Genomic DNA, 24,808 nt, shown 5'->3' on the forward strand with positions numbered 1-24,808 from the left:
TCCTGTACCATGGCGGGCCCGATGTCGATGCGTCTGCCTCACCGAGTTGAATACGCCCGGGACCTGCTCTGGGTGCTGGTCCTCAAGGAACTGCGGGTCCGCTACAAGCGGACCGTGCTGGGGTACAGCTGGTCGCTGCTTCAGCCGTTGGCTTTCGCGACGGTGTATTACCTGGTGTTTAAACAGTTCCTGCGTGTGCCCACCGGCGATGTGCCGTACACGGTGTTTCTGATCTGCGGGCTGTTCTCCTGGCAGTGGTTTGCCAACGGGGTGAACGCCTCGACCTACGCGCTGGTCAGCAACGCGCCGCTCATCACGAAGGTGAAGTTCCCCCGGGTTTACGCGGTGCTGAGCGGTTGCATGAACGACCTCACGCACTTCCTCCTCTCGATGCCGGTGGTGCTTTTGGTGGTGCTCGGGCTGGGGCAGTCCGCGCATGTGTCCTGGCTCTGGCAGTTCCCGTTGATCCTGTTGATCCAGTTGGTGTTGGTGGTGGGGCTGTCGCTGTTGTGTGCGACGTTGACCCTGTTTCTGCGGGACCTGGAGCGTTTGGTCTCGATCGGGGTGTTGATGCTGTTCCACCTGACGCCGGTGGTGTATCCCGAGTCGTTGATCCCGGCGCGGTTCCAGTGGGTGCTGTATGCCAACCCGATGGGGGCGATGACGGTGAACTGGCGTGAGATGCTGTTGCACGGCCGGCTGGACCCAGCCATGTTGGGCGTTTCGTCGCTGATGGCGGTGGTGGCGTTAGCGGTCGGGGTGGCGGTGTTCACGAAATTGCAGCCGAGGTTTGCCGAAGTTGTCTGAGCCGATGATTCAATTCGACGGCGTGAACAAATGGTTCCGCCAGGTCACGCCGGGCCGAGGCCTGAAGGATCGGTTGCTCCGGCTGCGTGACCGCGAACCGCCCCGGACCCATGCGCTGGTGGACCTGGACCTCCGCCTCGACCGCGGTGAAGCGGTGGCGGTGGTCGGCCGCAACGGCTCGGGCAAGAGCACCTGCCTCGCCCTCGCGGCGGGGGTGATCAAACCCACCTCGGGTCGGGTCACGATCCGCGGCCGGGTGAGCCCGCTGCTGGCGCTCGGCGCCGGGGTCCACCCCGACCTGACCGGGCGGGAAAACGTCGAGCTCAACGGCGTGCTGCTGGGGCTGACTCGGCGCGAAATCCGTCAACGCTTCGACGCGATCCACGACTTCTCCGAGCTCGAAGACTTCATCGATCAGCCCGTCCGGCACTACTCCTCGGGCATGTTGGCCCGGCTGGCGTTTTCGGTGGCGACGCACCTCGATCCGGAAATCCTGATCGTGGATGAGGTCTTGGCGGTGGGCGACGCGGCGTTTGCGCAGAAGTGCTACGACCGCATCAAGGCGTTCCGCCGAGACGGATTGACGATGCTGTATGTCAGCCATGATGTGCACTCGGTCATCGACCTTTGCGACCGGGCGGTGTACCTTGATCATGGCCGAACGGTTGCCGCGGGCCAGCCCCACGAGGTCTGCCAGCGGTACTACGCCGATCAGGGTCTGACCCTGGTCTGAATCAAACTCCCCGGAAGCCCCCGGAACCCCTTCCGATGCACGACGCCCTCGAGAAAACCTTCGACGCCTGGTGGGCCCAGCAGAACGGCGGCGCCGGGCTGCGCGTCGGGCTGCGTGCCTGGCCCGGGGTGTCGTCGGTCGTGGAGAAGCCGGGCGTGGAGGCGGCCACGGGATCGCTATCGCTCCGCAAGTCTCACGTCTTCGCGGATCGCTACGTGCCGGGCGTGTTGGAAGAGACGCGGCTGATCCTGCCCCTGCGCATGGGGATGCCCGGCGAGGCCGCCGACGGCTTGGCGGTGTGGCGTGAGGAAGACGGCGACCGCCCGATGGAGATCGGCGAGTTGGCGACGCTGATCGTGTTGGCGGTTCGCCAGGCATACCACACCCAGAACCTCAAGCTCGACCCCGGGTTTGCGGCTTTGACCCGCTGGGCGGTGGCTGCGCTCGACGCCGACAACGGCGGACTGGTCGCAGCGATGAAGAACATCGAGCCCCGCATCTTCTGGTGGTGGGGCAGCGCGTTGCATGTCGCGGGAGAGCTTGCGGCGGCGGAGCGTGCTTGGATGTGGCAGACCGACGGGCCGCTGGGGCAGGGCCCGCCCGACGCGGCGGTGCGGAGTCTGCTGCGATTGGTCGAATCGAAAAGCTCGATGCCCGCCGACCGTTTGGGGCTTTGTCGCCGAGCCCAACGCATCCTCGACGAGACGGGTTTCCGTGACTTCGACCTGCAGACGAGCCTGGACATCTCGCGCTGCCGGGCGTTGGCCGAGTTGGGCTACAAGGACGAGGCCTTCCAGGAGGTCCGCCGCGTGCAGCAACGCCTGATCGCCAACCCCTGCGGGAGTGCGGCGCGTCAGGCCCTGCGTATGGGCCTGTTGGGGATGCGGACCGGCGGGCCGACCCGTTTGGTTTCGACGTTCTCGGCGTTGACGACCGGCTCGCTCCTCTCGGCGACCGCGCGGTTCAAGTTCCGCCACGCCTGGGAGACCCGCAAGCAGCGCAGCCGACGACCACGGCTGCCGCAACAGGCTTTGCTTCCCGGCCAGTCCGACGCGCCGCCCATCCAACGCATCGCCGCGGTCCGCCTGGACAAGATCGGCGACCTGGTGTCCATGCAACCCGTGGTCGCGAAGCTGCGTGAACGCTACCCCGACGCCGAGATCGACCTGTTCGTCTCGCCGGGGCTTGAGGGCTTTGCCGCGATGTTGGCCGACGGTGTGCGCGGCGTGCCGGTGCCGTGGAAGCAGCGTGAAGCGTTCGATGCCAAGCTCGCCGAGGTCGCCAAGCAGCAGCCGTACGATCTGTTGATCGATTTGTTGGAGCCCGATACATCACGTCACGCCCGGCTCTGCCGTGCGATCCCCGCGACTTATCGTGTGGGTTTCGACAGCCCGACGCGTCGGGAAGGGTTCACCCACCGCGTGCCCACGCCCGGGCTGCCGCTGCACCTGATCGACCGCACCGCTCGATTGCTTCGGCCGTTGGGCGTGGCGGTGCCCGATACGGTGGACTGGTGCCCGGTGCTCAATCTACCCGACACCGCGCGGCCCGAAGCCAGAAGTCTGCTGACCGAAGCCCTGGGGCCCGGCCGAGTCGTGGGCGTGCACGTCGGGGCGGGCTGGGTGTTCAAGCAGTGGTACCCCGCGTCGTTCGCCGAGGTGGCCAAGCAATTGGTCGAGCGCTTCGGCGTGAAGGTGGCGGTGTTGTGTGGGCCGGGCGAAGACGAGGCGGCGCAGCAGCTCGTCTCGGCGATCGGCTCCAACGCCGCGATCCTCCGCCCGACGTTGGAGCAGCTCCCCGGGGTCTGCGCGGCGGTGGACCTGATGTTGGTCAACGATTCGGGGCCGATGCACGTCGCGGTGGCGGTGGATACGCCGACGGTGGTGGCGTGGGGCCCGGGCGATCGCACGTTGTTTGCTCCGCGTGGAGCGGTGGGGCGGGTCGAGGTCGTGGCGGATCAGCCGCGGTGCGCCAACTGCCCGCAGGATGTCGACGCCCCGCAGTGCCCGATGGGGTTTAGTTACGACGAGGTGCCCTGCCTGCAGTCGCTTTCGGCGGAACGTGTGCTTGCGGCATGCGAGTCGCTGCTGGAGCCCGGGCAGGTCTCGCTGAGCGTGGCGGGTGAATCACGGCCGTGAAGCCAAACGGCTCAGGATCTCGGTCGAGCTGAATTTTTCGGTATCGATGAGTGCGAGTTGCCCGCCGTGGGCTTCGACCGTGGCGCGTTCTTGGCCGACGGGGGTGTTGGGGTCTTGCGCAGCCTCGGCGTACTCGGCACCCTTGGCATACACATCGGGCTGAACCCGCTCCAACATCTCGACTGCGGTCGGCCAGCGGTTCAGCGCCACGCGCTCCACGCATCCGAGCGCCGCCAGCATCTCGGCCCGTTGCGCTTCGGGAAACGCGGGTCGGCCCGGCCCCTTGCCGACGAACCGGTCGGGCGTCACGGTCACCAGCAACACATCGCCGAGCTGCTTGGCGGCCTGCAGGTAACGCACGTGGCCGACGTGCAACAGGTCGAAGCAGCCGTGACACAACACGACACGTCGCCCCGCATCGCGATGCGCGCGACACGATGCGGCGAGCGCGTCGAGGTCGTAGTCGGGAGAATCGTTCGGCACGTCGGCATGATAAGTCCGAGCGAATCCAACCCCCAACCCCTAACTCCCCAATCCTCATGCCAACCAACGCGCGGCGAATCGAACTCACCCAGCGGTATACTCGCTGGCGTGAGACCACGACTGCATGGTTCCGAGCCGCCCTGGGTGACGCTGCTGTGGTGGCTGGACCGCTGGCGTGGGGTGGTGTTTGCCGGGCTGGCCATCGTGTACGTGATCGGGTTGAACGGCCGGTGGCGGATCACCAGCGACAGCGCGTGGTACGTGCTGCAGGCCCGCGCCATGTCGGGCGACCCGAGCGTCGGGCTGGACGGGGTGGCGTTGGGCGCGACGCCGCCGGGCTTGCCTATGGCGATTGCGGCGCTGGGGGGCGGCGCGGGGTGGGGCACGTCGCTGGCGATGTTGGCCGTGGCGGGGCTGACGCTTTGGCTTTGTTTCCAGTTGTTTGTGGATCACGCCGACCGGCCCACGGCGGTCTTGATGACGATGTTGCTGGCGCTCAGCGGGTTGTTCATGGAGATGACCCACAGCCTGCTCACCGAGTTGCCGTTCATGGCGGGGCTGCTGCTCCTGCTCTGGGGCCACGAGCGACGGCTCAACCGCAAGGGGCATCTGGGACTCGCGCTCGGGATGATGCTCGCGGGGGTGTTGTGGATGGCGGCGTTCCGCAGCGTGGTCGCGGTGGTGGGCGGGGCGTATGTGCTCGCGGAGATCATTCATGTGATCGGCCGGAAGGATCAGCGTCGGCTGGGCGTCGCGCTGATCGGGTTGGCCGTGGCGGGCGCGGCAGCGCTCTGGGGCTTGGTCCCAGCAGTGCGGGAGGACGCCATGTTTTTCCGCTACGCGTTGCAGGCCAAAACGCCCGAGGCGTGGTGGGCGAGTGTGCAGATGTTGATGACCGAGGCGCTGCCCGAGGCGGTGTTCGGGCAGGACGTCCCGCCGAGCCTGGCATGGCCCGCGTCGGTGTTGGTGGTCGTGGCGGCGCTCATGTTATTGCGGGCCCGGTTGCTTTGGGGTGTGTTGGTCGGCGTGCTGCTGGTGCAGTGGGTGGTGTTCCTTTCGGACGCGCGCTACGTGCTGCCGGTGTTGCCGCTGGTGGTTTACGGCGTGTGGCGGTGCGGGGTAAGCCTGCTCGGGCGGTGGCGCGAGCCGTGGCGGGGGATCGGGTTTGTGGTGGGCGGGTTGGCGCTGGTGGGGGCGAACGTGATCGCGGTGATCAATCTGGTGAGCGAACAGCGGAGCGGAGACTTTTACGCCGAGTACCGCAGCGGCAAATACGCGGCGGTGATGGACATGGCGGAGATGATCCGACGCGAGACACCCGAGGACGCAGAACTGGCCGTGTTTCTTGACGTGGGCTTAGAGCTCTCAGCCTTGTCCGGGCGTCGCTTGATCCTTCAAACGCAAGCGTCCGCGGCCTCTGGGTGTTATTGGGTCACGAAAGAATCGCCAACAGATGAGGCCCCGCCGCTGGTGGGGACGGTGACCGATCAACGTAGCGGCGAGGTGTGGGGGTTGCGTGGGGTCGAGTGAACGCGGCGGGCCGGGTACGATTGGACGATGCGAGTAGCGCTGGTTCACGAATCGATCACGGGGTTTCACGGCAGCGAGCGCGTGCTCGAGTCGCTCGCCCGGCTGTACCCCGACGCACCGATCTTCGTGCTCATCCACCACCCGAGCGCGACCCGTGGCACCGCGCTGGAGGGCCGTGACATCCGCACGAGTGTGCTGGACCGGCTGCCTTGGCTGCGGAATCGGCACCGGATCCTTTTGCCGTTCATGCCCTACGCTGTCGAGCAGCACGACCTGCGGGGGTTCGATGTGGTGATCTCGTCGCACCACGCCGCGGCGCATGGCGTGCTGACGCGGGCCGACCAACTCCACCTCTGCTACACCCATTCCCCGGCAAGATACGCCTGGGACCTGTACCACGACCACGTCCCGCCCCACAAGTTTTCGCCGATCAAGCGGGCGGTGATGCACCGCTTCCGCCAGTGGGATGCGCTGGCGGGCCAACGCGTCGATGAGTTCGCCGCCAACTCGAAGCACGTCGCGGCCCGCATCCGCAAGACGTACCGACGAGACGCGACAGTGATCTACCCGCCGGTGGACACGGCACGTTTCCGAGCGGACCGGGACCGCGAAGATTTCTATCTCGTTGCGGGTCGGCTGGTGAAGTACAAGAACGTCGACGTCGTGTTGGAGTCGTTTATGCGGACCGGAAAGCGTTTGGTCGTCGTCGGCGACGGATCGGATCGGAAGAAGTTGGAGGTCTTGGCGGGCAAGCGAAACCACGGCTATTTCATGACGAGGCGGCGGCGTTTCCAACGCGAAGAATTGGAACAACGCGGCGCGCTGGCCGAGTCTCCCCGCATCGAATTCGTCGGCGAACTCAAGGAAGCCGCGTTTGCGGACCGGCTGGAACGCTGCCGTGCGCTGTTGTTTGCCGGGGAAGAAGACTTCGGCATGGTGCCGGTCGAGGCGATGGCGGCGGGGGCGCCGGTGATCGCGCTGCGGCGGGGCGGGTTGACCGAAACGGTGGAAGACGGGGTGACGGGCGTGTTTTTCGATGAGCCGACGCCCGAGGCGGTGACCGAAGCGGTCCAGAAGTTTGAAAACCAAGGGGTGACGGCCGGGCCGGGTGAGTTACAATGCTCCGCCCAGCGTTTCGCGGTCCCGCGGTTTGAGCGTCAGATTCAGGACTGGGTCTCCGGGGCTTGGCAGCGATTCATCGAGCAGTAAGGATCAGGGTTGACCCAGGCGACAACGACGCAAGTTCGAGACCTCCCGGTTCGGCCGGAGGTGGTGACGCGATCAAGCAGCGCTGCGGCGTTTCTTTCGCGTTCACGGCCCGGTCAGGCGGCGTCCACGTCGGCGGAGCCCTGGGGCAAGCGCGCGTTTGACGTGATGGCGGTGGTGCTGGCGATGCCGATCTGGCTGCCGGTGCTGGGGTTGTTGATGCTCGCGGTGCGTCTGGACTCGCCGGGCCCGGCTTGTTTTCGGCAGCAACGCTACGGGCGTGACGGCCAGGTGTTCACGCTGTGGAAACTTCGGTCGATGGTGGGCGACGCGGACGAAGCGCTGCCCGAGTTGTTGGCGGCGTGCGAAAACCGATCGGCCGAGTGGGACACCCATGCCAAGCTGCGGCGCGACCCGCGCCTGACTCGGTTGGGTGCCTGGCTGCGACGGTCGTCGCTGGACGAGCTGCCGCAGTTGTTCAATGTGCTGCGCGGCGACATGTCGCTGGTTGGCCCACGCCCGATCCAGTTGGAAGAACGCGAACGCTACGGCCGAGGCTTTTCGACTTACGGCAAAGTCCGCCCCGGCTTAACGGGGTTGTGGCAGGTGTCCGGCCGGAACGAATTGGCGTACGGCCAACGGATCGCGCTGGATCGTCAGTACGTGCGGTCGCGGTCGTGGCGGATGGAGTTGGGGATTATGCGTCGCACGCTGCGGGCGGTTTGGTCCGGGCGGGGAGCTTATTAGGCGGCAGGGAGTAGGCAGTAGGCAGTAGGGCGGACGCAAGCGATGGCGCGCGGGCGTTTATTGTCGTTTGCCTACTGCCTACTGCCTACTGCCTACTGCCTACTGCCAAGCGCATTCCGAGCACGAAGCGTCAGCGAGTGCAACAGGGTCACTCGCTTACGCTTCGTGCTCCGAAAAAAATGTGGAAAGGCTTACGCGGCGGCGGGGCGGGTCATGCGGATGGTGTTGCGGCCCGATTCTTTGGCGGCGTAGAGGGCGCGGTCGGCGAGGTGGATGAACTCGGCGGCGGTGGCGGGGTCGCCGGGGTTGCGTCCGGCGATGCCCGCCGAAAGCGTCACGTTCAGTGGGGCCTCGGCGTCGATGTCCACGGCCTGGGCGGCGCGGGCGGTGCGGATCTTCTCGGCGAGCCGGGCGGCGTCGATGACGTCGGTGTTGGGCAGGATGACGGCAAACTCTTCGCCGCCGTAGCGTGCGGCCAGCGCGTCTTCGGGGACGATCGAGGTCATGAGCTTGCCCTGCGATTCCAGGACGCGGTCACCCGCGACGTGGCCGAAGGTGTCGTTGACGCCTTTGAACTTGTCCAGGTCGATGAGGATCATCGAGAACGGCGCGTTCATGGCGAGTTGTTCGTCGAGGAAGGTGTCGAAGGCGTGGCGGTTGGGCAGGCCGGTGAGTTTGTCGCGGGTGGCCTGGAGGTGCAGGGCCTGTTTCTCGGATTCGAGTTGGCGGGCGTTGGCTTCGTTGGCCATGGCCAGTTCGAGTAGGCGAGCGTTGGCGTCGGTGAGGATCTGGGCGACGTCGCGTTTGGGGGTGGGCGAGAGGTTGAAGTTGCCGGCGATCGCGCGGCCGTGAGCGTCGGCGGCGGTGAGCACGAGGTTGGCTTTGTCGCGGTCCAGGCCGAAGGCGGTCTTCATCGCCTCGAACCACTTCGCGGTCGCGGCCATGGCGACCTGGTCGGGCAGCAGCACATCGGCCCCGATCGATCCGACCGCGGCACACCACACGTGGTTCCGCCACTCGGCCGGGGCGTTCTCGGGTTCGTGGTGGTAGCGCAGTGAGTTGACGATCATCGGGCCGAGCTTCCAGTTCTGGGCCAGCATCGCGCCGACCACGGCGTGGGAGACCTGGAGCTGTTTGCGTTCGAGGCGGTCGAGGGCCGAGTGGTTCTTGCCCGCGACTTTGGAGATCTGCATGTACGGCCCGCCGATGGTCATCGCCATCGCCAGGACGCCGATGTCTTCGAGCAGCCCGGCGGTGAAGGCTTCCTGCGGGTCGCAGCAGCCGGTGAGCTTGGCGGTTTCCTGCGCGGCCGACGCGGCGTAGACGCAGCGTCGCCAGTAGGCGTCCATGTCAAAGACGTCGCCGCACTGGTCGGTCATCGCGTTCGACAGGCAGAACGCCAGCGACAGCGTCTGGATGGAACGCAGCCCCATCATCTTTGCCGCCGCTTCGACGGTCGTGATCGACCGCCCCGCGCCGAAGCCCGAGGAGTTGACCGTCTGCAGCAGCTTCATGACCAGCGAGGGGTCCTGGCTGATGAGGTGGGCCAATTGGTTAACCGTCGTCTCTTCGTCGCGGCAGAGCTCGACCACCTGCATGGCGATGCGTGGCAAGCTCGGCAGTCGCGGAGAGGCGAGTACCTTTTCCAATAAAGAGCGATCCAGCCGTCCCATCCCAGCCCTTCGTGTCAGGCCCCCGAGGCGGCCAACTGTGGTCACATAAATAAACCGACTACGACGAAAATGACATCGGCCCGATCGGCCTTCTGCTTGACGGGAACCGACTAGGGGAAAACCACCGCTTAAGCAGGTGGTTCTGCTTCGTTTGAAGGATTATCGGCCGCACAACTTACGCCACGATCAGGCCGAGCTGGTCGACGGGTTATTGGGCGCGGGCGGGGCGAGGTTCTTGGTGATCGTCGGTTTGGGCGGGGTGCGGGTCGCTTCGGCCGCGTCTGACTTTTTGCCCGGGGTCGTGGGGTCGGCGGGCTTCCCTTCGCCGGTCTCGGTCGAGGTCGGCGAGAGGGCCGAGGCCTGCTCGTTGTCGAGGTCGAGGTTGTGTTCGTAGAGCGACAGGAGCGAAAGCAGCCAGGACACGGTGGCCTGAGCGCCCTGGTTCTCGTCGACGCCTTGGGCGAGCAGGGCGTTGCAGCATCCGCCGGTGGTGTTGTCGTAGAGGGGGGTGCGCAGGTCGTTATCGCCGAGGAACCAGTTCAGGCATTTGTAAGCGCTGTCGAGCCACTTGCGGTCGTTGGTGACGCGGTAGGCTTCGAGGTTGGCGTCGATGGTGCCCGAGGCCTCGGCGGGCGTCTGGTTGAATCGCGCTTTCTCGCCGCCGCGCGGGTACCAGCCGAGGCTGCCGACGGGGGCGAACTGCTCGTCCTTGCCGGTGTACTGCACGTCGTGGAGCCATTCGAGCGAGCGCAGCGCCTGCTGGATCATCTCGTTGTTGAACATCCAGCGGCCGGACAGCAAAAGCGCGTGGGGCAGGCGGGAAGCGGTGTAGGTGATCGTGTCGGTGGGCCAGGGCCAGTCGTCGCTGCCGTTTTGCTTGAAGGCGTCGAAGAGCTTGTGGGCCAGGGCTTCGCGGACGCGGCGGGCCGAGCTGTCGCCGGAGAACTTGCGGAGGTAGGCGTGGATGCCGATCAGCGAATACGCCCAGCCGTGGACGTGTTCGAAGGATTCACACGCGGGCAACGCGCGGTGGAACAGGCTGGCGGCGAGGGTGAGGTGGCCGCGGACTTGTGAACGGGCCACGGTTTCACCCAGGGCACGGATGGCCTGGCCGTGGGCGTCTTCGGAGAAGCTGCGCTGCTCCCAGGTGCGGTCGAAGTTCATGCGGACGCGGAATCGGCCGTGGTCTTCGTCGAAGGCGTGCTCGAGGAAGGCGAGGTACCGGCAGGCGGCCTCGTCGAGCTTCTTCGCCTCCTTGGCGGGCGAGTTCATGTGGTCCTGAGCCACCAGCACGGCGACCAGCGCCCGGGCGTTGTTGGACACGGTGTACCCCGCGGCCCGGTCGGGAACGGTGTTTTTCGCGTGGCTGAGGATGCCGCAGTCGTCGGTCATCATGTGCAGGTGGTCGAGCTTGATCTCCTGTAACTCGGGGGTCTGGCGGAGCTTGGCCGACTTGCTGCTGACGGGTTTGGGCTTCTGGTTACGCTCTTCGCGGACCTCTTCGAACAGGTCGAGGTACTGCCCGGCGATCGTGGACCAACGCATGTCGCGGGTGAACTGATAGGCCCGCTTACGCATCGCGTGGCGGTCGACTTCGTTGTCGAAGAGATCGATGATCGCGTCCGACATCGCCTTGGTGTCTTTGAACGGCACGAGTCGGCCGCGTCCGTCGGCGAGCATCTCCTGGGCGTACCAGTACGGCGTCGCCACGGTGGCCTTGCCCGTGCCCAGCGCGTAGGCGAGCGTGCCGGAGGTGATCTGGGCTTCGTTTTCGTAGGGCGTGACGTAGACATCGGCGCTGCCGAGGAACTCGACGAGTTCTTCGAGCTCGACGAACTTGTTGAACCACAGGATGTTGTCGGCCACGCCCAGCTCTTTCGCTCGGCGTTGCAGGCCGAGGCGGTATTCCTCGCCCGAGTGGGCCAGGACGCCGGGGTGGGTCGCGCCGAGCACGACGTACACCGCATCCGGGTGCTTGGCGACGATCGCGGGCATTGCCTCGACCATGTTCTCCAGGCCCTTGGACGGGCCGAGCAGGCCGAAGGTAAAGATGACTTTTTTGCCCTCGACGCCGAACTGGTCTTTGTAGAACGCCGGGTCGACGAACGGCACATCGGGGATGCCGTGGTGGATCAGGCGGATGCGGGATTCCTCGATGCCGTAGATATCGGTGAGGAATTCGTAGGCGCGGTCGGCCATGACCACGAAGCGGTCGCAGTGCTTGGCGAGCTCGTTGAAGCTGTCGCGGTACTCGGGCTTGGGGTCTTTGAGGACGGTATGGAGCGTGGCGACCACGGGCATGCGGAGCCGACGCAGCAGGTCGTAGAGGTTGCTGCCCGCCTTGCCGCCGAAGATGCCGAACTCGTGCTGGAGGCTGACGACGTCGACGCCGCCCATGTTCAGGAAGTCCGAGGCGACCTTGTACTCGCCCATGCGGTTCTGGTTGATCTCGAACCACACCCGGCTGGGGTACCGATAACCCTCGGCCCGGTCGTTCATCGCGACGGTATGCACGCCCACGTCCGGAGCGGCGGTGGCCAGAGCGTCGGCGAGGTCGGAGGTGAAGGTGGCGATGCCGCAGCGGCGGGGCAGGTAGTTGCCGATGAGCGAGATGTTGTTGAGGTTGCCCCAGCCCGATCGGCCGGAATTCCTGGATGCGGGCGGATTGCTGCTCATGCGGGGCTCCCAAAATATTTGATCCCGACCAATATAGGTTATCGCTCCTTGCTCGCCAAAAATCGTTCTGGATCGGCCGGGGGATTCATCCGATCCTAACCCATAAGGAGTAGGCCCGCGCGTTAAACTGCGTCGGCTTGGCCGATCCAAGACACGACCCATCGCCCACTCGATCAGGGCCTCGATCAGGAAAAGAGTTACACGATGAAGGGCATCATCCTCGCCGGTGGACACGGCACCCGGCTGTACCCGCTGACCCAGGCGATCAGCAAGCAGCTGCTTCCGGTCTACAACAAGCCGATGGTCTACTACCCCCTGTCCGTGCTCATGCTCGCGGGCATCCGGGAAGTGCTGATCATCTCCACGCCCAACGACCTGCCCCACTTCAGACGCCTGCTCAAAGACGGCAGCCAGTGGGGCATGGAGTTCAGCTACGTCGAACAGCCCGAGCCCAAGGGCCTGGCCCAGGCGTTCCTGCTCGACAAAGACTTCATCAACGGCGAGCCCTGCTGCCTCTGCCTGGGTGACAACATCTTCTACGGCAGCGGTCTGCGGCAGCAGATCCGCGACGCGGCCCAGGTCACCGACGGCGCCACCGTCTTCGGCTACCCCGTCCGCGACCCCGAGCGCTACGGCGTCGTCGAGTTCGACGAAGAAGGCAAGGTCATCTCCCTCGAAGAGAAGCCCGAAAAGCCCAAGAGCCACTTCGCCGTGCCCGGCCTGTACTTCTACGACAAAGACGTCACCGCCATCGCCGAGAACATCAAGCCCTCGGCCCGCGGCGAGCTCGAGATCACCGACCTCAACCGCGTCTACATGGACAAGGGCAAGCTCTACGTGAAGCTCTGGTCGCGCGGCACCGCCTGGCTCGACGCGGGCACCCACGAGTCGCTGCTGCAGGCCGGCACGTTCGTCGAAGCCATCGAAGAACGCCAGGGCATGATGATCGGCTGCCCCGAAGAGATTGCCTGGCGGCAGAACTTCATCGACGACGCCAAGCTCGAGTCCATCGCCCAGACCATGAAGAACAACGGCTACGGCCAGTACCTCTTTGACCTGTTGAAAGACGACCACGTGGAGCCGTGGCTATAGGAGTTACGAGTGACGAGTGAACAGTGACGAGTTTGAAATCAATTACTCATCACTACTCACTCGTCACTCATCACTGATAATGGAAATTATCCCCACCGACATCCCGGCCGTGAAGCTGCTCCGCCCCAAGCGGTTTGGCGATCACCGTGGTTACTTCGCGGAAGTCTATTCGCTGCCCAAGCTGCTGGACGGCGGGATCGATCTGACGTTTGTGCAAGACAACGAGTCGCTCAGTGCCGAGCAGGGCACCGTGCGCGGCCTGCACTTCCAGTCGCCGCCGCACGCCCAGGACAAGCTGGTGCGTTGTGTGCAGGGCGTGTTGCTCGACGTCGCGGTGGACATCCGCAAGGGTTCGCCGACTTTCGGCCAGCACGTCACCGCGGTGCTCAGTGCCGAGAACGGCGACCAGCTGCTCGTGCCCAAGGGCTTCGCCCACGGCTTCGCCACCCTCGCGCCCGACACGATGGTGATGTACAAGGTCACCGACGTCTACGCCCCGCAGTGCGACGCGGGCATCCTCTGGAAAGACCCGGCCCTGGGCATCGATTGGCAGACCGCCGAGGACGCCGCGATCCTTTCGGACAAGGACGTGAAGCTGCCGTTGCTCGCCGAGCTCGACAGCCCGTTTGTGTACGACCCCGCGACCGATGGCGTCGTGGCGGCTGCTGAGGTGAACGCTTGAGCGACGACCACGCTTTCATCCCGGTGTACGTGATCGTGGGTGCCAACGGCATGCTCGGGCGGGCGTGGCGCGAACTGCTCGAAGCTGAGCAGCGCGACTACCTCGCGTTCGACCGTGTCCAGCTCGACATCACCGACCCCGATGCCGTCGCGGCGAAGATCCCCGAGGGGGTGCGCTACGTCGTGAACTGCGCGGCGTACACCAACGTCGACGGCTGCGAAGAGCACGAAGACGAAGCCACCCGCATCAACGGCGAGGGCGTCGGCCGACTGGCCGAGCGCTGCGCCGCGATCGGCGCGACGCTGGTGCACTACTCGACCGACTATGTGTTTGCGGGCGACGCCGATTCGCCGTACCCGACCGATGCGCCGATCGCCCCGGTCAGCGCCTACGGCCGGAGCAAGGCGGCGGGCGAAAAAGCCATCGCCGACAGCGGCTGTTCGCACCGCACGATCCGCACGAGCTGGCTCTACGCCCCGTGGGGCAACAACTTCGTCCGCACGATGCTCCGCCTGACCGACGAGAAGGACACGCTGAGTGTCGTAAACGATCAGCGCGGCCGGCCGACGAGTTCGCAGCACCTCGCCGCGGTGAGCAAGACCCTGCTCGCGGCGAACGACGGGGTGTACCACGTGACCGACGGCGGCGAGTGCACCTGGTTCGAGTTCACCCAGGAGATCGCCCGCCAGGCGGGCCACGACTGCGACATCCAGCCGTGCACCACCGACCAGTTCCCCCGTCCCGCGAAACGCCCGGCGTACAGCGTGATGGATTTGTCCCGCACCGAAGCGGCGGCGGGCAAGATGACCGATTGGAAAACCAACTTGGCTCAGGTGCTGAGCCAGATCGATTGAGGACGTTATGAAACTTCTACTGACCGGCGGTTCCGGATTCATCGGCTCCAACTTCGTGCGTGTGGTCCTGCGTGACCACCCCGAGTACGAGATCCTCAACGTCGACGCGCTGACCTACTCGGGCAACCCCGAGAACCTGGCCGACGTCGAAGACCATCCGAACTACGAGTTCGTCCACGGCAACATCCTCGACATGGAGCTCATGTCCGAGCTGATGCAACGGGTGGACGCGGTCGTACACATGGCCGCCGAGTCGCACGTCGACCGCTCGATCATCGACGCCCGCCCGTTCGTCGAGACCAACGTGCTCGGCACGCAGACCCTGCTCGACGCCCTGCGCAAGAGCGACCCCGACAACACGAAGACCTTCATCCATGTCAGTACGGATGAGGTCTTCGGCGACCTGCCGCTCGACGACAAGGACCTGAAGTTCCACGAAGACACGCCCTTCGCCCCCAGCTCGCCGTACTCGTCCAGCAAGGCGGGCAGCGACCTGGTCGCGATGGCCTACCACCACACCTTCGGCATGGACGTGCGGATCACCAACTGCTCGAACAACTTCGGCGCCTACCAATTCCCCGAGAAGGTCATCCCGCTGTTTGTCACCAACCTCATCGAAGGCAAAAAGGTCCCGCTCTACGGCGACGGCCAAAACGTCCGCGACTGGCTGCACGTCGAAGACCACAACGAAGCGGTCATGACCGTGCTCGAAAAAGGCAAAGCGGGCGAGCGCTACTGCATCGGCGGCAACAACGAACGCAACAACCTCGAGCTCACCCACTCGATCCTCGAGATCATGGGCAAGGGCGAAGAGATGATCGAACGCGTCACCGACCGCCTCGGCCACGACCGCCGCTACGCGATCGACGCCACCAAGCTCAAGACCCAGCTCGGCTGGGAGCCCACCCGCAGCGCCTGGCCCCAGGCCCTCGAAGCCACGGTGAAGTGGTACGTTGACAACGAATCGTGGTGGCGCAACGTCAAGAGCGGTGCCTACCGCGAGTACTACGCCAAGCAGTACGGCGGCTGAGTACGTCTGCGAGAAACCCGGCTTTACTCCCTCTCCCTCCGGGAGAGGGCTGGTGTGAGGGAACGCGAGCCCCGCATCATCTACGCAGCCCCAAGCGACAGAGCGTTTCAGCCGCCCTCACCCTAACCCTCTCCCGGAGGGAGAGGGGACCAAGGCATGGCTTCTCGTAAACGTTCTGAGCCAACCGACAGAAAATCTCACCCATGGCGCAGGTCCCCCGGGCCCGCGGCGTAACGGTGTTGGCCAAGGGAAGTGTTCCCGGCCTAACGACCCCGAAACCCGCGATCCGTGAGGACCACCATGAGCACGTTTGAACCCCTCGAAGCCCGTGAGCTGATGAGCGCCAGCGCGTTCCTCTCCGGGAGCACCCTGTATGTCACCGGCGATTCCGGCAACAACGGGATTTCCGTCACCACGGCCGACCGCGGCGCGACCCTGGAGGTCTCCGAGTACCGCTGGGGCAGCGGCTACCGGCCGATCTACTCCGTCGCCTCCAGCCGCGTCGGCGAGATCCTCATGTACGGCGGGGCAGGCGACGACACCCTGTCGATCGGCACGGATATCGTCAAACGCGCCACCATCGAAGGCGGACGCGGGGCGGACTATCTCTTCGGCGGGGCGGGCATCACCAGGATCGTTGGCAACGGGGATGCGGGGGGCTCCGGTCTGGCCGAGAACGACACGCTCGTTGCGCGTGCGGGCCTGACGTACCTGTACGGCGAGGGGGGCAACGACACGCTGATCAACCAAACCCGCTCGACCTTCTCGATGACCTACATGTACGGCGGCGCCGGCAACGACCGCATGATCGGCAGCGATTACGGCGGGACCTACGCCAAGGGCGACGCCGGCAACGACACCGCGGTCGTGAAACGCGGGGCGTTCGAGTTCCGCGGCGGCGACGGCCGGGACATGGCCGACTACTCCGCCTGGACCACCGACGTCCGCATCGACCTCAACGGCTCGCGCAACAGCGGCGACCGCTGGGGTGCCAAGAAGCACCGCCTGCACAACGACATCGAGGCCGCCAAGGGCGGCAGCGGTAACGACTTCATCCGCGGCAATGCGGGGTTCAACTGGCTCTACGGCAACGCGGGCAACGACCACATCGAGGCGGGCTACGGCAACCTCACCGCCCGCATCTGGGGCGGCGCGGGCAACGACTACATCATCGGCGGCAACGCCAACGACCACATCTGGGGCGACTCGGGCAACGACACCATCATTGGTGGCAACGGCAACGACTCGCTGGTCGGCGGCCTGGGCAACGACACCCTCATCGGCGGCAACGGCAACGACCGGATGTACGGCCAGTGGGGCTACGACACCATGATCGGCGGCGAAGGCGACGACGAAGCCCCCGACCGCGGATGGGACGGCGACTACTGGGTGTTGTGACCCTGGAGTCCGTTAAGAAAGACAGCGGCCCACCTCCATGCTAGGGGTGGGCCGTTCTGTTTGGCGGTTCAGCTTTGCTTGCGACGGCGGGTCATCGCCAAGAGGCCACCGGCCCCCAGCAGCGCCAGCGAGGTGGGCTCGGGGATGGCGTTGATGGTGGTGGCGTAGTCGCGGAGGTCAACGGCGAAGAGGGTCTGGCCGAAGAAGGCCTGGGCGTCGAAGTCGTCGTTGGTGGTTCCGGCGTTCTGGTCGTCGTCGCCGTCGAGGGCCACGGCGTGGGTGAGCCCGGTGAGTTTCCAGGTGCCGCCGTCGTTGATGAACCAGCCGCCGCCCGAGTCGCCGATGCTCACGGTGGATTCAAACTCCACCGCGCCGTTGAGGCCCGGGGTGCCGGCCTCGTCGAAGTCGGCGACCAGGACACTCATGCCCGAGAAGGTGCCGGTGTCGATCGTGTCGAACCCGTTGATGCGGTTCTGCCCGGCGTTGAGCGCGTTGCCGTTGTCCAGCGTGCCGGCCCAGTCGAAGCCGTCGGTGTCGGTGGCGCCGATCGTCGGGCCGAACCCGGTGATGGCGGTGACGGTCGAGCCCAGGGCGCTGATGTTGCCGTCGTAGACCTCGACGAACGAGGTTAGCTCGGCGGGGTTGCCCGAGCCGTCCACCAGGGGCACGAGGCGGAGGTCCACGGTAGTGCCGCCCGAGTCGAACAGGATCTGGTTGTCGACATCGGCGGTGTAGCTCATGCCGTCGATCACGACGGTGCGGTCGGGCGGGTTGGTGGTGGAGTCTTGGTGGCGGGTGGTCAGGACCCAGCCGGAGGCGACCGCGATCGCGGCGGCGTTGTTGCCCCAGGTGCCGACGGCGTCGAGGGGGATGTCGGCGGGCAGGGTCGAGCCGCTGGGCTGGACAATCAGGCCCGAGGCTGATGTTCCGACCAGCACCGTCGCCAGCAAGCCAGCCGCGATGGGGCGGGCCCCTGAGAGACGTTCAAACAGATACATCATGTAAATACTTCCTTCTCCACCCAGGCTCAGGATTCGCTTGCGACCCAGTAAACGGGCTTAGACCTCTAATTTACCCGATCCCCGGCCAACTCCAAACGGTGTCTTGGGTTAATTTGCGGATTTTGAACTCAATCCGCTTTTTTTGCATTAAATCATTATTTAACAATATATTAGTTAATTCGTTTTTTGGCGTTCGGAAACCGATTTTAAGACCAAACGCTTCATCTGTTGGAGCCTGGATTCGAGCCAGACGTATCTGAACTTCCCCGCCGATCCGGTGCGAGCCGATTCCGAGAAAGCCATAAAAGTTGTGGGAACAATTTTTTCGGGGGTTGAGTTGGATGCTTGTCTTGAGGGACCACCGTGTGTGTGGCCCTTAAAAAAACCCGGGACTGGGGTGGTACCACGGCCGTGGTTTGAATACCACACGCCCCACGTCTACACTCTCAGGCCGATCACCCGTTTTGGAGTTAAACCATGGCAAGCGAAACCGTCCTCGAATTGACTGACGCGAACTTCGACGCCGAAGTCGTGAATTCTGATCAACCCGTCCTCGTCGACTTCTGGGCCGAGTGGTGCATGCCCTGCCGCATGCTCGCTCCGGTGATCGACGAGCTGAGCCAGGAGTACGAAGGCAAGGTCAAGGTCGGCAAGGTCGATACCGACGCCAACCGCGAGACCTCGGTCAAGTATGGCATCAGCGCGATCCCCACCATCATCCTGTTCAAGGGTGGCGAGGTGCACAAGAAGTTCGTCGGCGTGACCCCCAAGGCCGAGTTCAGCGCTGAGCTCGACGCCGTCACCGCCTGATCGACGGATACCCCGTCTGATTACAACCACCATAAAAAGCAGCAAGCCCGTGCCCCTCAGCACGGGCTTGCTTTTATTTTGCGAACGGGACAGTGCTCCGTGTTCTTACAGGTCGTATCGTGCCTCGTCGCGGGGGGCCGGCAGACCGTCCCACATCGCACGGCTGGTCCAGGGTTTCGGTGGGTCGGCCCAAAACGGGTCTTGCGGTGGCAGCCCCAATGGGAGCAGGCCCATGGTGCACAGGTACATGCTGCCGTGGGTCAGGTAGGGCTCGGGCAGATCGGGCTGGGGGCCGATGAAGCCGATGGTGAGCCAGCCGTCGTCGGTGAACAGGCCGGGCCTGGAGGCAAACCGGCCGATGACCGCGGTCGAAGCGCATCGGAGCTGAGCCGGGGTGATGGTGTCGGGCAGTTCGTGACGCAACGCCACCATCCCAGGGAGGTGCAGGACGCCGAAGCGGTAGCAGATCGATCGGCCAAGCGGAGGGAACGTCCCCTCGGGCGAGATCATGCGTTCGACCACCTCGGCGGCGCGGACGATACGTTGTTGCGCTTTCACGCGGAAGTCGTCCCAGGTCGGCAGCGGCGGGGCGAGGTTCTCGAGGACGTCGACGAGCATCGGCTGAATGACGAAGCTGTTGTAGTAATCCCAGGTGTGGTGGAAGCCGTCGGCATACCAGCCGTCACCCAGGTAGAAGTGGTCGAAGAATTCCATCGCCTGGCGGGTACGCATCGGGTCGGGCGCTTCGCCGAGGCGGATGAGCGCGATCTCGATGATGGCGGCGAAGAGGAGCCAGTTCATCAGCGGCGGCTGGATCACGCGGGTCTCGAGCAGCCGGTCGCGCAGTTGCTGGCGGACCTCGTCGGGCAGGCCGTCGATCAGGAGTTTGGGAGCCCGCAGCATGGCGTGGGCGAGGTGGGCGGCGTCGACCAACGGCTGGTCGCCGACGTTGTAGTTCCAGCCGCCTTGGTCGGGGGTGCGGGTCCCGCGGTCCAGGCCATCGTAGAGCTGATCGATGAGGCGCTGGCGTATTGCCGCTTCGCGTTCGGGCACGTCTTCGGGCTGGGCTTCGAGCCACGGAGCGAGCCCGGCCAGCGTCCGGCTGAACACCTCGAGCCCTGTGTAACGCCGACGATCGGCGACCGGCGGCATCGGCATCGCGTCCGGGATCCGTCCCGCGGCGGCGTGTTCGAAGACCGGCGTGGCGATCCGGTCGACCAGATCGATCCAGGCTTCGCGTTGCTGCAGCCCCGTCGCGGCGGGGTCGGTCCAGGCGGGGTGGTTCTCGGTTTCAGGCATCTTCGCTCCGGTTGTAGATCGCCAGGTTTCGGAAGGTCATGTCGGTCCGCATCATGCAGCGCAGCGCAACCGCGCCGTTGCGTAGCACCGGGCCGTTGTTGTCCCAGGAGGTGTCGACCGCGTCGATGACTTTGACGTTGTCGATCGCCCCGAGGATGTGGTTGCCGCGCTGCAGATAGTGCAGGCGATAGGTCCGGCCGAGCTCCCACTGGTCCTGCGTCGCAAGGTACGACATCGGCTTGTACCACGGATTCTTGAGCATCGCGTGGGTGGCGACGTCGTTGCGGATGTCGCACATCTCCCGCATGTATTCCCAGTGGTAGTTGCGCACGTCTTCCCAGCAGACCATGCTCATCGAGCCATCGACCCGGGGGTGGTAGGTGTGGATGAAGTCTTCCCCGTGCATGCCCGCGGCTTGGGTCATGAGTAGCGCCAGCCCACCGTGGCGGTGGAGCTCGAACTCGAAGGTGACGTAGAGGTCGCCCTCGAAGGTCTGGCGGGTCCACAAGTACATCCGCGTCTGATCACCCCACGGCGGCTTGGGCGCATCGTAGTAATTGCCCAACTCGGGCGTGGTCACCCGTAGGCCGTTTTCGCTAACCGAAGTGCCGTTGTTGCAGCCCTGGTGGTAGAACGCCAGGAGGTCTTCGTCGCGGGTCAGCGGGAGTTCGAGTTGAGATGACCAGCCGTCGGCGTTGAGGTCGGGCGGGGTGAACTCGGCCGGTTCGCCGTGGGCGTGTTCTTTCTTGGTTTCACGGTACAGCTCGGGATCGAGGGGGTACGAGCCGTCGTGGGCCAGGGCGTGGACCTGGTCGTCGGCGAGGACGTCATCGTAAAAACTCACTTCGCCGTAGGCGGTTCGGGGCGCCCCGCCGTAGGCGACGGGCCCGGCGGGTTGGTTGGGGATGACGCCTTCGTAGGATTTGTCTTCGGTGCCGACGAGCACACCGTTGACGTAGATCTTGTAGAGCCCGCGGGTGCGGTCCCAGGAGCAGGCGAGGTGCTGCCAGCGGTCGCGGTGCAGCCGCATGTGGTTGGCGATGGCGATCGCGCCGCGGTCGTGCGACCAGAACAGGCTTTGGTAATCGCCGCGGGCCCACTTGGCCATGAACACGGGGTGCCACCACGTGTGCAGGTAGAGCGCGAACTGGGCCGGCCGTGCGTCGATCGGCTGCTCGAGGTCGCTGAGGAAGATGTAGTGGTCGTAGCCGGGGTTGTGCTCGCGGTGCTGGGGGTGCTGAGCCTGGGAGGTGATGTCGTCGAGCGGGCAGACCCAGAGCGCCGCGGTGCCGCGGTCTGCCTGAAGCGTGTTGCGGGTCAGCGCGAAGCCGCTGTGCAGGCGGTCGAAGACCACGGCAGGCCGGCCCATCCGGGTCACCGTCCGTCCCGGGCCACGCGGGAATGCGGGAGGCAGACTCCCCTCGGTGTTTTCTCCAAAACGGTAACGATACAGAGGCTGGGTCATAGGTTTTATGGATAGTTGAATGAACGGGTTCGAACAATTCGTCATGCCCCGCGAGAAGATTGGGTTAGCACTCCACGTCTCGGCCCTCGCTGCCGAAGAGCGCGAGGCGGGTTTCGGTGTCACACTTCTGTGTGCTTTGGCCCGTGTAGTGGAACTGCAGCGCCCACCGCCGGTGTTCGCTGAAGTTGGTGGGCGTGCCGTGCATCAACAGCCCCGAGAACACCAACGCCCCGCCCGGCGGCAGCGGCACCGCAACCGTGGGCCGGCCCATGACGTGGCTGTCACAGATCTGCCAGTCCCGCCGGTTGAAGTGGGGCACGATTTCTTTGTGCGTCGACTCGACCAGGTGCATGCACCCGTTGTCCAGGCGTGCCTCGTCCAACGCGATCCATACCCCGGCGATGCGCGTGCCTGCGGGGTAGTCGAAGTAGGCGTGGTCCTGGTGCCACGGTTTCTCCCGTCCGCCGCCCGGCGGCTTGAGCAGGGCCATCTCCTGGAAGCAGGTCGGCTCGTCGCCGATCAGTGTCCGCAGCAAGTCCATTAGCGCGGGGGCACGCATCACCGCGTCCAGCCGGGCGTCGAACCGGGCGAACGCCATGAGCTTGCGCACCAGCTCGGCCCGTGCGAGTTCATCCAGTTCGTTCAGGTCCACGCCCCCCGCAGCGGACTCGAAGGCGATGCCGTTGAACTCGGGATTGCGGCCCCGAGTCAGGTCGTCGATTGCCGCTACCGCGTCGGCAATTGTCTGGGCGTCGAACGCCTTCTCGAAAGCCAGATAACCCGTCTCGTGGAACCGGCGTAGCGCGGCCTCGTCCACCGCCGACAGGTCCGGCAACAACTCCGCGGTGCGTGTCGCGGCGTACAACCCCTCGGGGTAGTCCTGCGGGGCATGCACGTCGATCTGGGGCGTCTCGTAGGGGTTGGCGGTCATGTGCTGGTCCGATTGGATTGAAGCGAAGATTCAGGAAGATGTTGTATTATCCCTTAGCTATTGGTTTTTTCCATGGAGCGAAGCGCGAGCGATATGCACTGGTCCGATCCAAATGTTGTGTGGGCGGTTAACCGATGCCTTCGGACCTACCCGGAGCCGGGCTGGTCGATCGGGCCGGAGTGGTCGGGTCAGCTCAAGGACCTGGACCTCTGGCTGATCCTGGGCGGGCGGGGGTGGATGCGCTGTGACGGCGAGGAATTCGAGCTGCGTCGGGGCGTTGCGCTGGTGGCCCGTGCGGGCAGTTCGTACGAAGCGTGGCAGGACCTCGACGATCGTCTGTGTGTGGACGCGATCCATTTTGATCTACTGGACCAACAGGGTCGGCGTCTTCCCGGGGACGCCTTGCCGCCGCGGGTGCTGAGCGTGGCGGACTTGGGCATGGCCGAGGCGGTGTCTCGCCGTCTGCGCGAGCGCCGGTACTTCCATCCCGAGGGGCAGTCTGCCTCGGACGATCGCGTGAGCGGTGCTTTGCTGCGTGGGTTGCTGCTCGACCTGGATCACCACACGCTTGCGAGCGGGAACGATGACGCGTCCGATGAGATGGCCGAGCACCGGACCGCGGTCCAACGGGCCTTGTCGCTGATCCACGAAAAGCCCGGGCATCAACTTACCGTCGCGGACCTGGCCGAGGACGCGGGCTACAGCCCGGACCACTTCAGCCGCATCTTCCGCAGCCTGACCGGCCGCTCGCCCCAGGCCGCCATGATCCACGCCCGGCTGGACCGCGCCCGCCACCTGCTGCGCTCCACGCCGATGAGCATCTCCCAGATCGCCGAGGCGCTGGAGTACTCCGACGCGTTTTTCTTCTCCCGCCAATTCAAGAAGTTCGTCGGCGAGTCGCCCACCCAATACCGGCAGAAACCCCGATCTTAACGAAGACCTACACTACGCCCATGCCCATTCAATTCCGCCAACACACCCTCGCCAACCAGCTCACCGTCATCGCCGAGGTCAACCCCGACGCCCACACCGCCGCGATCGGCTTCTTCGTGAAGGCCGGGGCCCGCGACGAGACGCCCGAGGTGATGGGCGTCTCGCACTTCCTCGAACACATGATGTTCAAGGGCACCGCCCGCCGTACCGCCGAGGACGTGAACCGCGAGTTCGACGAGCTCGGCGCCAACTACAACGCCTACACCAGCCACGAACAGACCGTGTACTACGCCCACGTCCTGCCCGAGTTTCTGCCGCGGGCAACTGACCTCATCGGCGACATGCTCCGCCCGGCCCTGCGCACCGAAGACTTCGACATGGAAAAGAACGTCATCCTCGAAGAGATCGGGATGTACGACGACCGCCCCGAGTGGGTGCTGCAGGACAAGCTGCTCGAAGACTACTTCCGCAACGAGCAGGGCGGCGACCACCCGCTGGGCTTCCGCGTGCTGGGCACGACCGACACGATCAAGGCGCTTACCGCCGACCAGATGCGGGCGTACTTCGAACACCGCTACAGCCCGGACAACATCGTCGTCGCCGCGGCGGGGCGGGTGAACTTCGAAGCGTTGGTCGCGGATGTCGAGCAGCTCTGCACCGACTGGCCCGCGACGGGCGCGGTCCGTGACTACGCCGAGCCATGTCCGGTGGAGAAGGCCGACAGCGTGTCGGACGAGAAGCTCAGTCGACACTACCTGGGCATGCTCTGCCCCGCGCCGAGTGCTCAGGACGACCGCAGATACGCCGCGAAGGTCTTGGCCGATGTATTGGGCGATCACGAAGGGTCACGGCTGTATTGGTCGATCATCGACCCCGGCCTCGCCGACGAGGCCGACTTCAGCTTCATGCCCCAGGACGGCACCGGCGCCTACCTCGCCTACGCCAGCTGCGACCCCGCCCGTGCCGAGCAGGTCGAAACCAGGCTGATGGAAGTCCTCGACGCGGTGGTCCAAGCCAAGGACATCACCGAAGACGAAGTCATGCGGACCAAAAACAAGCTCGCCACCCAAGCGACCCTGCAAGGCGAACGCCCCGCAGGCCGGATGCAGGCACTTGGCGTGCAGTGGAGCTACCAGGGCGCTTACACCCCGCTGGATGAAGAACTCGCCAAGCTCATGGCCGTCACGGTCGACGACGTCCATGAGCTCCTCGCCGACTTCCCCTTCACCCCCAAGACCGTGCTCCGCCTGGGCCCGGGGGTGGCTGTTTGAGCCACCACGGAGATGAGGAGGCACGGAGACACGGAGGAAGGCAAGAGAT

General features: G+C 65.2%; 21 protein-coding genes. 14 read left to right on the forward strand and 7 right to left on the reverse strand.

Annotated elements, in window-relative coordinates; translation table 11 throughout:
- Positions 1 to 9 precede the first annotated feature (9 nt).
- The 3 genes from HNQ40_RS09780 to HNQ40_RS09790 are packed head-to-tail and all read left to right on the forward strand — an operon-like array spanning position 10 to position 3,678.
- On the forward strand, positions 10 to 807 hold the full coding sequence (locus HNQ40_RS09780) for an ABC transporter permease (RefSeq protein ID WP_184677658.1): 798 nt from the start codon (positions 10 to 12) through the stop codon (positions 805 to 807).
- Entirely contained in the window at positions 791 to 1,540 is a 750-nt protein-coding gene (locus HNQ40_RS09785) for an ABC transporter ATP-binding protein (RefSeq protein ID WP_221435467.1), read from the forward strand. Before HNQ40_RS09780 ends, HNQ40_RS09785 begins: the two co-directional genes overlap by 17 nt.
- A 35-nt stretch (positions 1,541 to 1,575) precedes the next feature.
- Positions 1,576 to 3,678 (forward strand): glycosyltransferase family 9 protein, encoded by a 2,103-nt coding sequence (locus HNQ40_RS09790; RefSeq protein ID WP_184677659.1) that lies wholly within the window; start codon positions 1,576 to 1,578, stop codon positions 3,676 to 3,678.
- On the opposite strand, the gene HNQ40_RS09795 is transcribed toward HNQ40_RS09790, so the two are convergent.
- A complete protein-coding gene (locus HNQ40_RS09795; protein WP_184677660.1) occupies positions 3,667 to 4,161 on the reverse strand; it encodes an adenylyltransferase/cytidyltransferase family protein in 495 nt (164 codons plus the stop codon). The two genes, HNQ40_RS09790 and HNQ40_RS09795, sit on opposite strands and share 12 nt — an antisense overlap.
- 108 nt (positions 4,162 to 4,269) lie before the next feature.
- On the opposite strand from HNQ40_RS09795, the gene HNQ40_RS09800 reads away from it, so the two are divergent.
- From HNQ40_RS09800 to HNQ40_RS09810, 3 genes are read left to right on the forward strand one after another with little or no spacing between them, the layout of a single operon-like run.
- Entirely contained in the window at positions 4,270 to 5,691 is a 1,422-nt protein-coding gene (locus HNQ40_RS09800) for a hypothetical protein (protein ID WP_184677661.1), read from the forward strand.
- A 27-nt stretch (positions 5,692 to 5,718) separates the two neighbouring features.
- Entirely contained in the window at positions 5,719 to 6,900 is a 1,182-nt protein-coding gene (locus HNQ40_RS09805; protein WP_184677662.1) for a glycosyltransferase, read from the forward strand.
- 9 nt (positions 6,901 to 6,909) lie between these two features.
- On the forward strand, positions 6,910 to 7,644 hold the full coding sequence (locus HNQ40_RS09810; protein WP_184677663.1) for a sugar transferase: 735 nt from the start codon (positions 6,910 to 6,912) through the stop codon (positions 7,642 to 7,644).
- A gap of 191 nt (positions 7,645 to 7,835) precedes the next feature.
- Here HNQ40_RS09810 and HNQ40_RS09815 read toward each other — a convergent pair whose 3' ends face one another.
- Both HNQ40_RS09815 and HNQ40_RS09820 read right to left on the reverse strand, forming a co-directional pair.
- Positions 7,836 to 9,257, reverse strand: a complete 1,422-nt coding sequence (locus tag HNQ40_RS09815) for a sensor domain-containing diguanylate cyclase (RefSeq protein ID WP_184677664.1) — start codon at positions 9,255 to 9,257, stop codon at positions 7,836 to 7,838.
- A gap of 246 nt (positions 9,258 to 9,503) precedes the next feature.
- Positions 9,504 to 11,993 (reverse strand): glycosyltransferase family 4 protein, encoded by a 2,490-nt coding sequence (locus HNQ40_RS09820; RefSeq protein WP_184677665.1) that lies wholly within the window; start codon positions 11,991 to 11,993, stop codon positions 9,504 to 9,506.
- Between the two features lie 204 nt (positions 11,994 to 12,197).
- On the opposite strand from HNQ40_RS09820, the gene rfbA reads away from it, so the two are divergent.
- The 5 genes from rfbA (at position 12,198) to HNQ40_RS09845 (ending at position 17,049) form a co-directional block, all read left to right on the forward strand.
- Complete coding sequence (gene rfbA, locus HNQ40_RS09825; protein WP_184677666.1) at positions 12,198 to 13,085, forward strand: glucose-1-phosphate thymidylyltransferase RfbA; 888 nt, start codon at positions 12,198 to 12,200, stop codon at positions 13,083 to 13,085.
- Positions 13,086 to 13,164: 79 nt separating this feature from the next.
- Positions 13,165 to 13,767, forward strand: a complete 603-nt coding sequence (rfbC, locus tag HNQ40_RS09830; RefSeq protein ID WP_184677667.1) for a dTDP-4-dehydrorhamnose 3,5-epimerase — start codon at positions 13,165 to 13,167, stop codon at positions 13,765 to 13,767.
- Positions 13,764 to 14,621, forward strand: a complete 858-nt coding sequence (gene rfbD / locus HNQ40_RS09835) for a dTDP-4-dehydrorhamnose reductase (RefSeq protein ID WP_184677668.1) — start codon at positions 13,764 to 13,766, stop codon at positions 14,619 to 14,621. The genes rfbC and rfbD overlap by 4 nt, the downstream gene beginning before the upstream one ends.
- A gap of 7 nt (positions 14,622 to 14,628) precedes the next feature.
- Complete coding sequence (gene rfbB / locus HNQ40_RS09840) at positions 14,629 to 15,651, forward strand: dTDP-glucose 4,6-dehydratase (protein WP_184677669.1); 1,023 nt, start codon at positions 14,629 to 14,631, stop codon at positions 15,649 to 15,651.
- 300 nt (positions 15,652 to 15,951) lie between these two features.
- Positions 15,952 to 17,049, forward strand: coding sequence for a calcium-binding protein (locus tag HNQ40_RS09845; RefSeq protein WP_184677670.1), 1,098 nt, complete (start codon positions 15,952 to 15,954; stop codon positions 17,047 to 17,049).
- A gap of 68 nt (positions 17,050 to 17,117) precedes the next feature.
- On the opposite strand, the gene HNQ40_RS09850 is transcribed toward HNQ40_RS09845, so the two are convergent.
- Positions 17,118 to 18,050 (reverse strand): PEP-CTERM sorting domain-containing protein, encoded by a 933-nt coding sequence (locus HNQ40_RS09850; protein ID WP_184677671.1) that lies wholly within the window; start codon positions 18,048 to 18,050, stop codon positions 17,118 to 17,120.
- 477 nt (positions 18,051 to 18,527) lie between these two features.
- On the opposite strand from HNQ40_RS09850, the gene trxA reads away from it, so the two are divergent.
- Positions 18,528 to 18,860, forward strand: coding sequence for a thioredoxin (gene trxA / locus HNQ40_RS09855; RefSeq protein WP_184677672.1), 333 nt, complete (start codon positions 18,528 to 18,530; stop codon positions 18,858 to 18,860).
- Between the two features lie 105 nt (positions 18,861 to 18,965).
- On the opposite strand, the gene HNQ40_RS09860 is transcribed toward trxA, so the two are convergent.
- From HNQ40_RS09860 to HNQ40_RS09870, 3 genes are all read right to left on the reverse strand, one after another.
- The gene (locus HNQ40_RS09860) at positions 18,966 to 20,159 is read right to left on the reverse strand and encodes a DUF2264 domain-containing protein (protein WP_184677673.1); all 1,194 of its coding nucleotides are present in this window, start codon (positions 20,157 to 20,159) and stop codon (positions 18,966 to 18,968) included.
- On the reverse strand, positions 20,152 to 21,528 hold the full coding sequence (locus HNQ40_RS09865; protein WP_184677674.1) for a DUF1961 family protein: 1,377 nt from the start codon (positions 21,526 to 21,528) through the stop codon (positions 20,152 to 20,154). Before HNQ40_RS09865 ends, HNQ40_RS09860 begins: the two co-directional genes overlap by 8 nt.
- Before the next feature lie 160 nt (positions 21,529 to 21,688).
- Positions 21,689 to 22,555: a phytanoyl-CoA dioxygenase family protein gene (locus HNQ40_RS09870; protein ID WP_184677675.1), complete on the reverse strand. Its 867-nt coding sequence runs from the start codon at positions 22,553 to 22,555 to the stop codon at positions 21,689 to 21,691.
- 72 nt (positions 22,556 to 22,627) lie between these two features.
- Between HNQ40_RS09870 and HNQ40_RS09875 the strand changes: the two genes are divergently transcribed.
- Positions 22,628 to 23,488 (forward strand): helix-turn-helix domain-containing protein, encoded by an 861-nt coding sequence (locus HNQ40_RS09875; RefSeq protein ID WP_221435468.1) that lies wholly within the window; start codon positions 22,628 to 22,630, stop codon positions 23,486 to 23,488.
- Positions 23,489 to 23,508: 20 nt separating this feature from the next.
- The gene (locus HNQ40_RS09880; RefSeq protein WP_184677677.1) at positions 23,509 to 24,759 is read left to right on the forward strand and encodes a M16 family metallopeptidase; all 1,251 of its coding nucleotides are present in this window, start codon (positions 23,509 to 23,511) and stop codon (positions 24,757 to 24,759) included.
- The last annotated feature ends 49 nt before the right edge of the window (positions 24,760 to 24,808 follow it).

The organism is Algisphaera agarilytica (genome assembly GCF_014207595.1).
Taxonomy (GTDB): domain Bacteria; phylum Planctomycetota; class Phycisphaerae; order Phycisphaerales; family Phycisphaeraceae; genus Algisphaera; species Algisphaera agarilytica.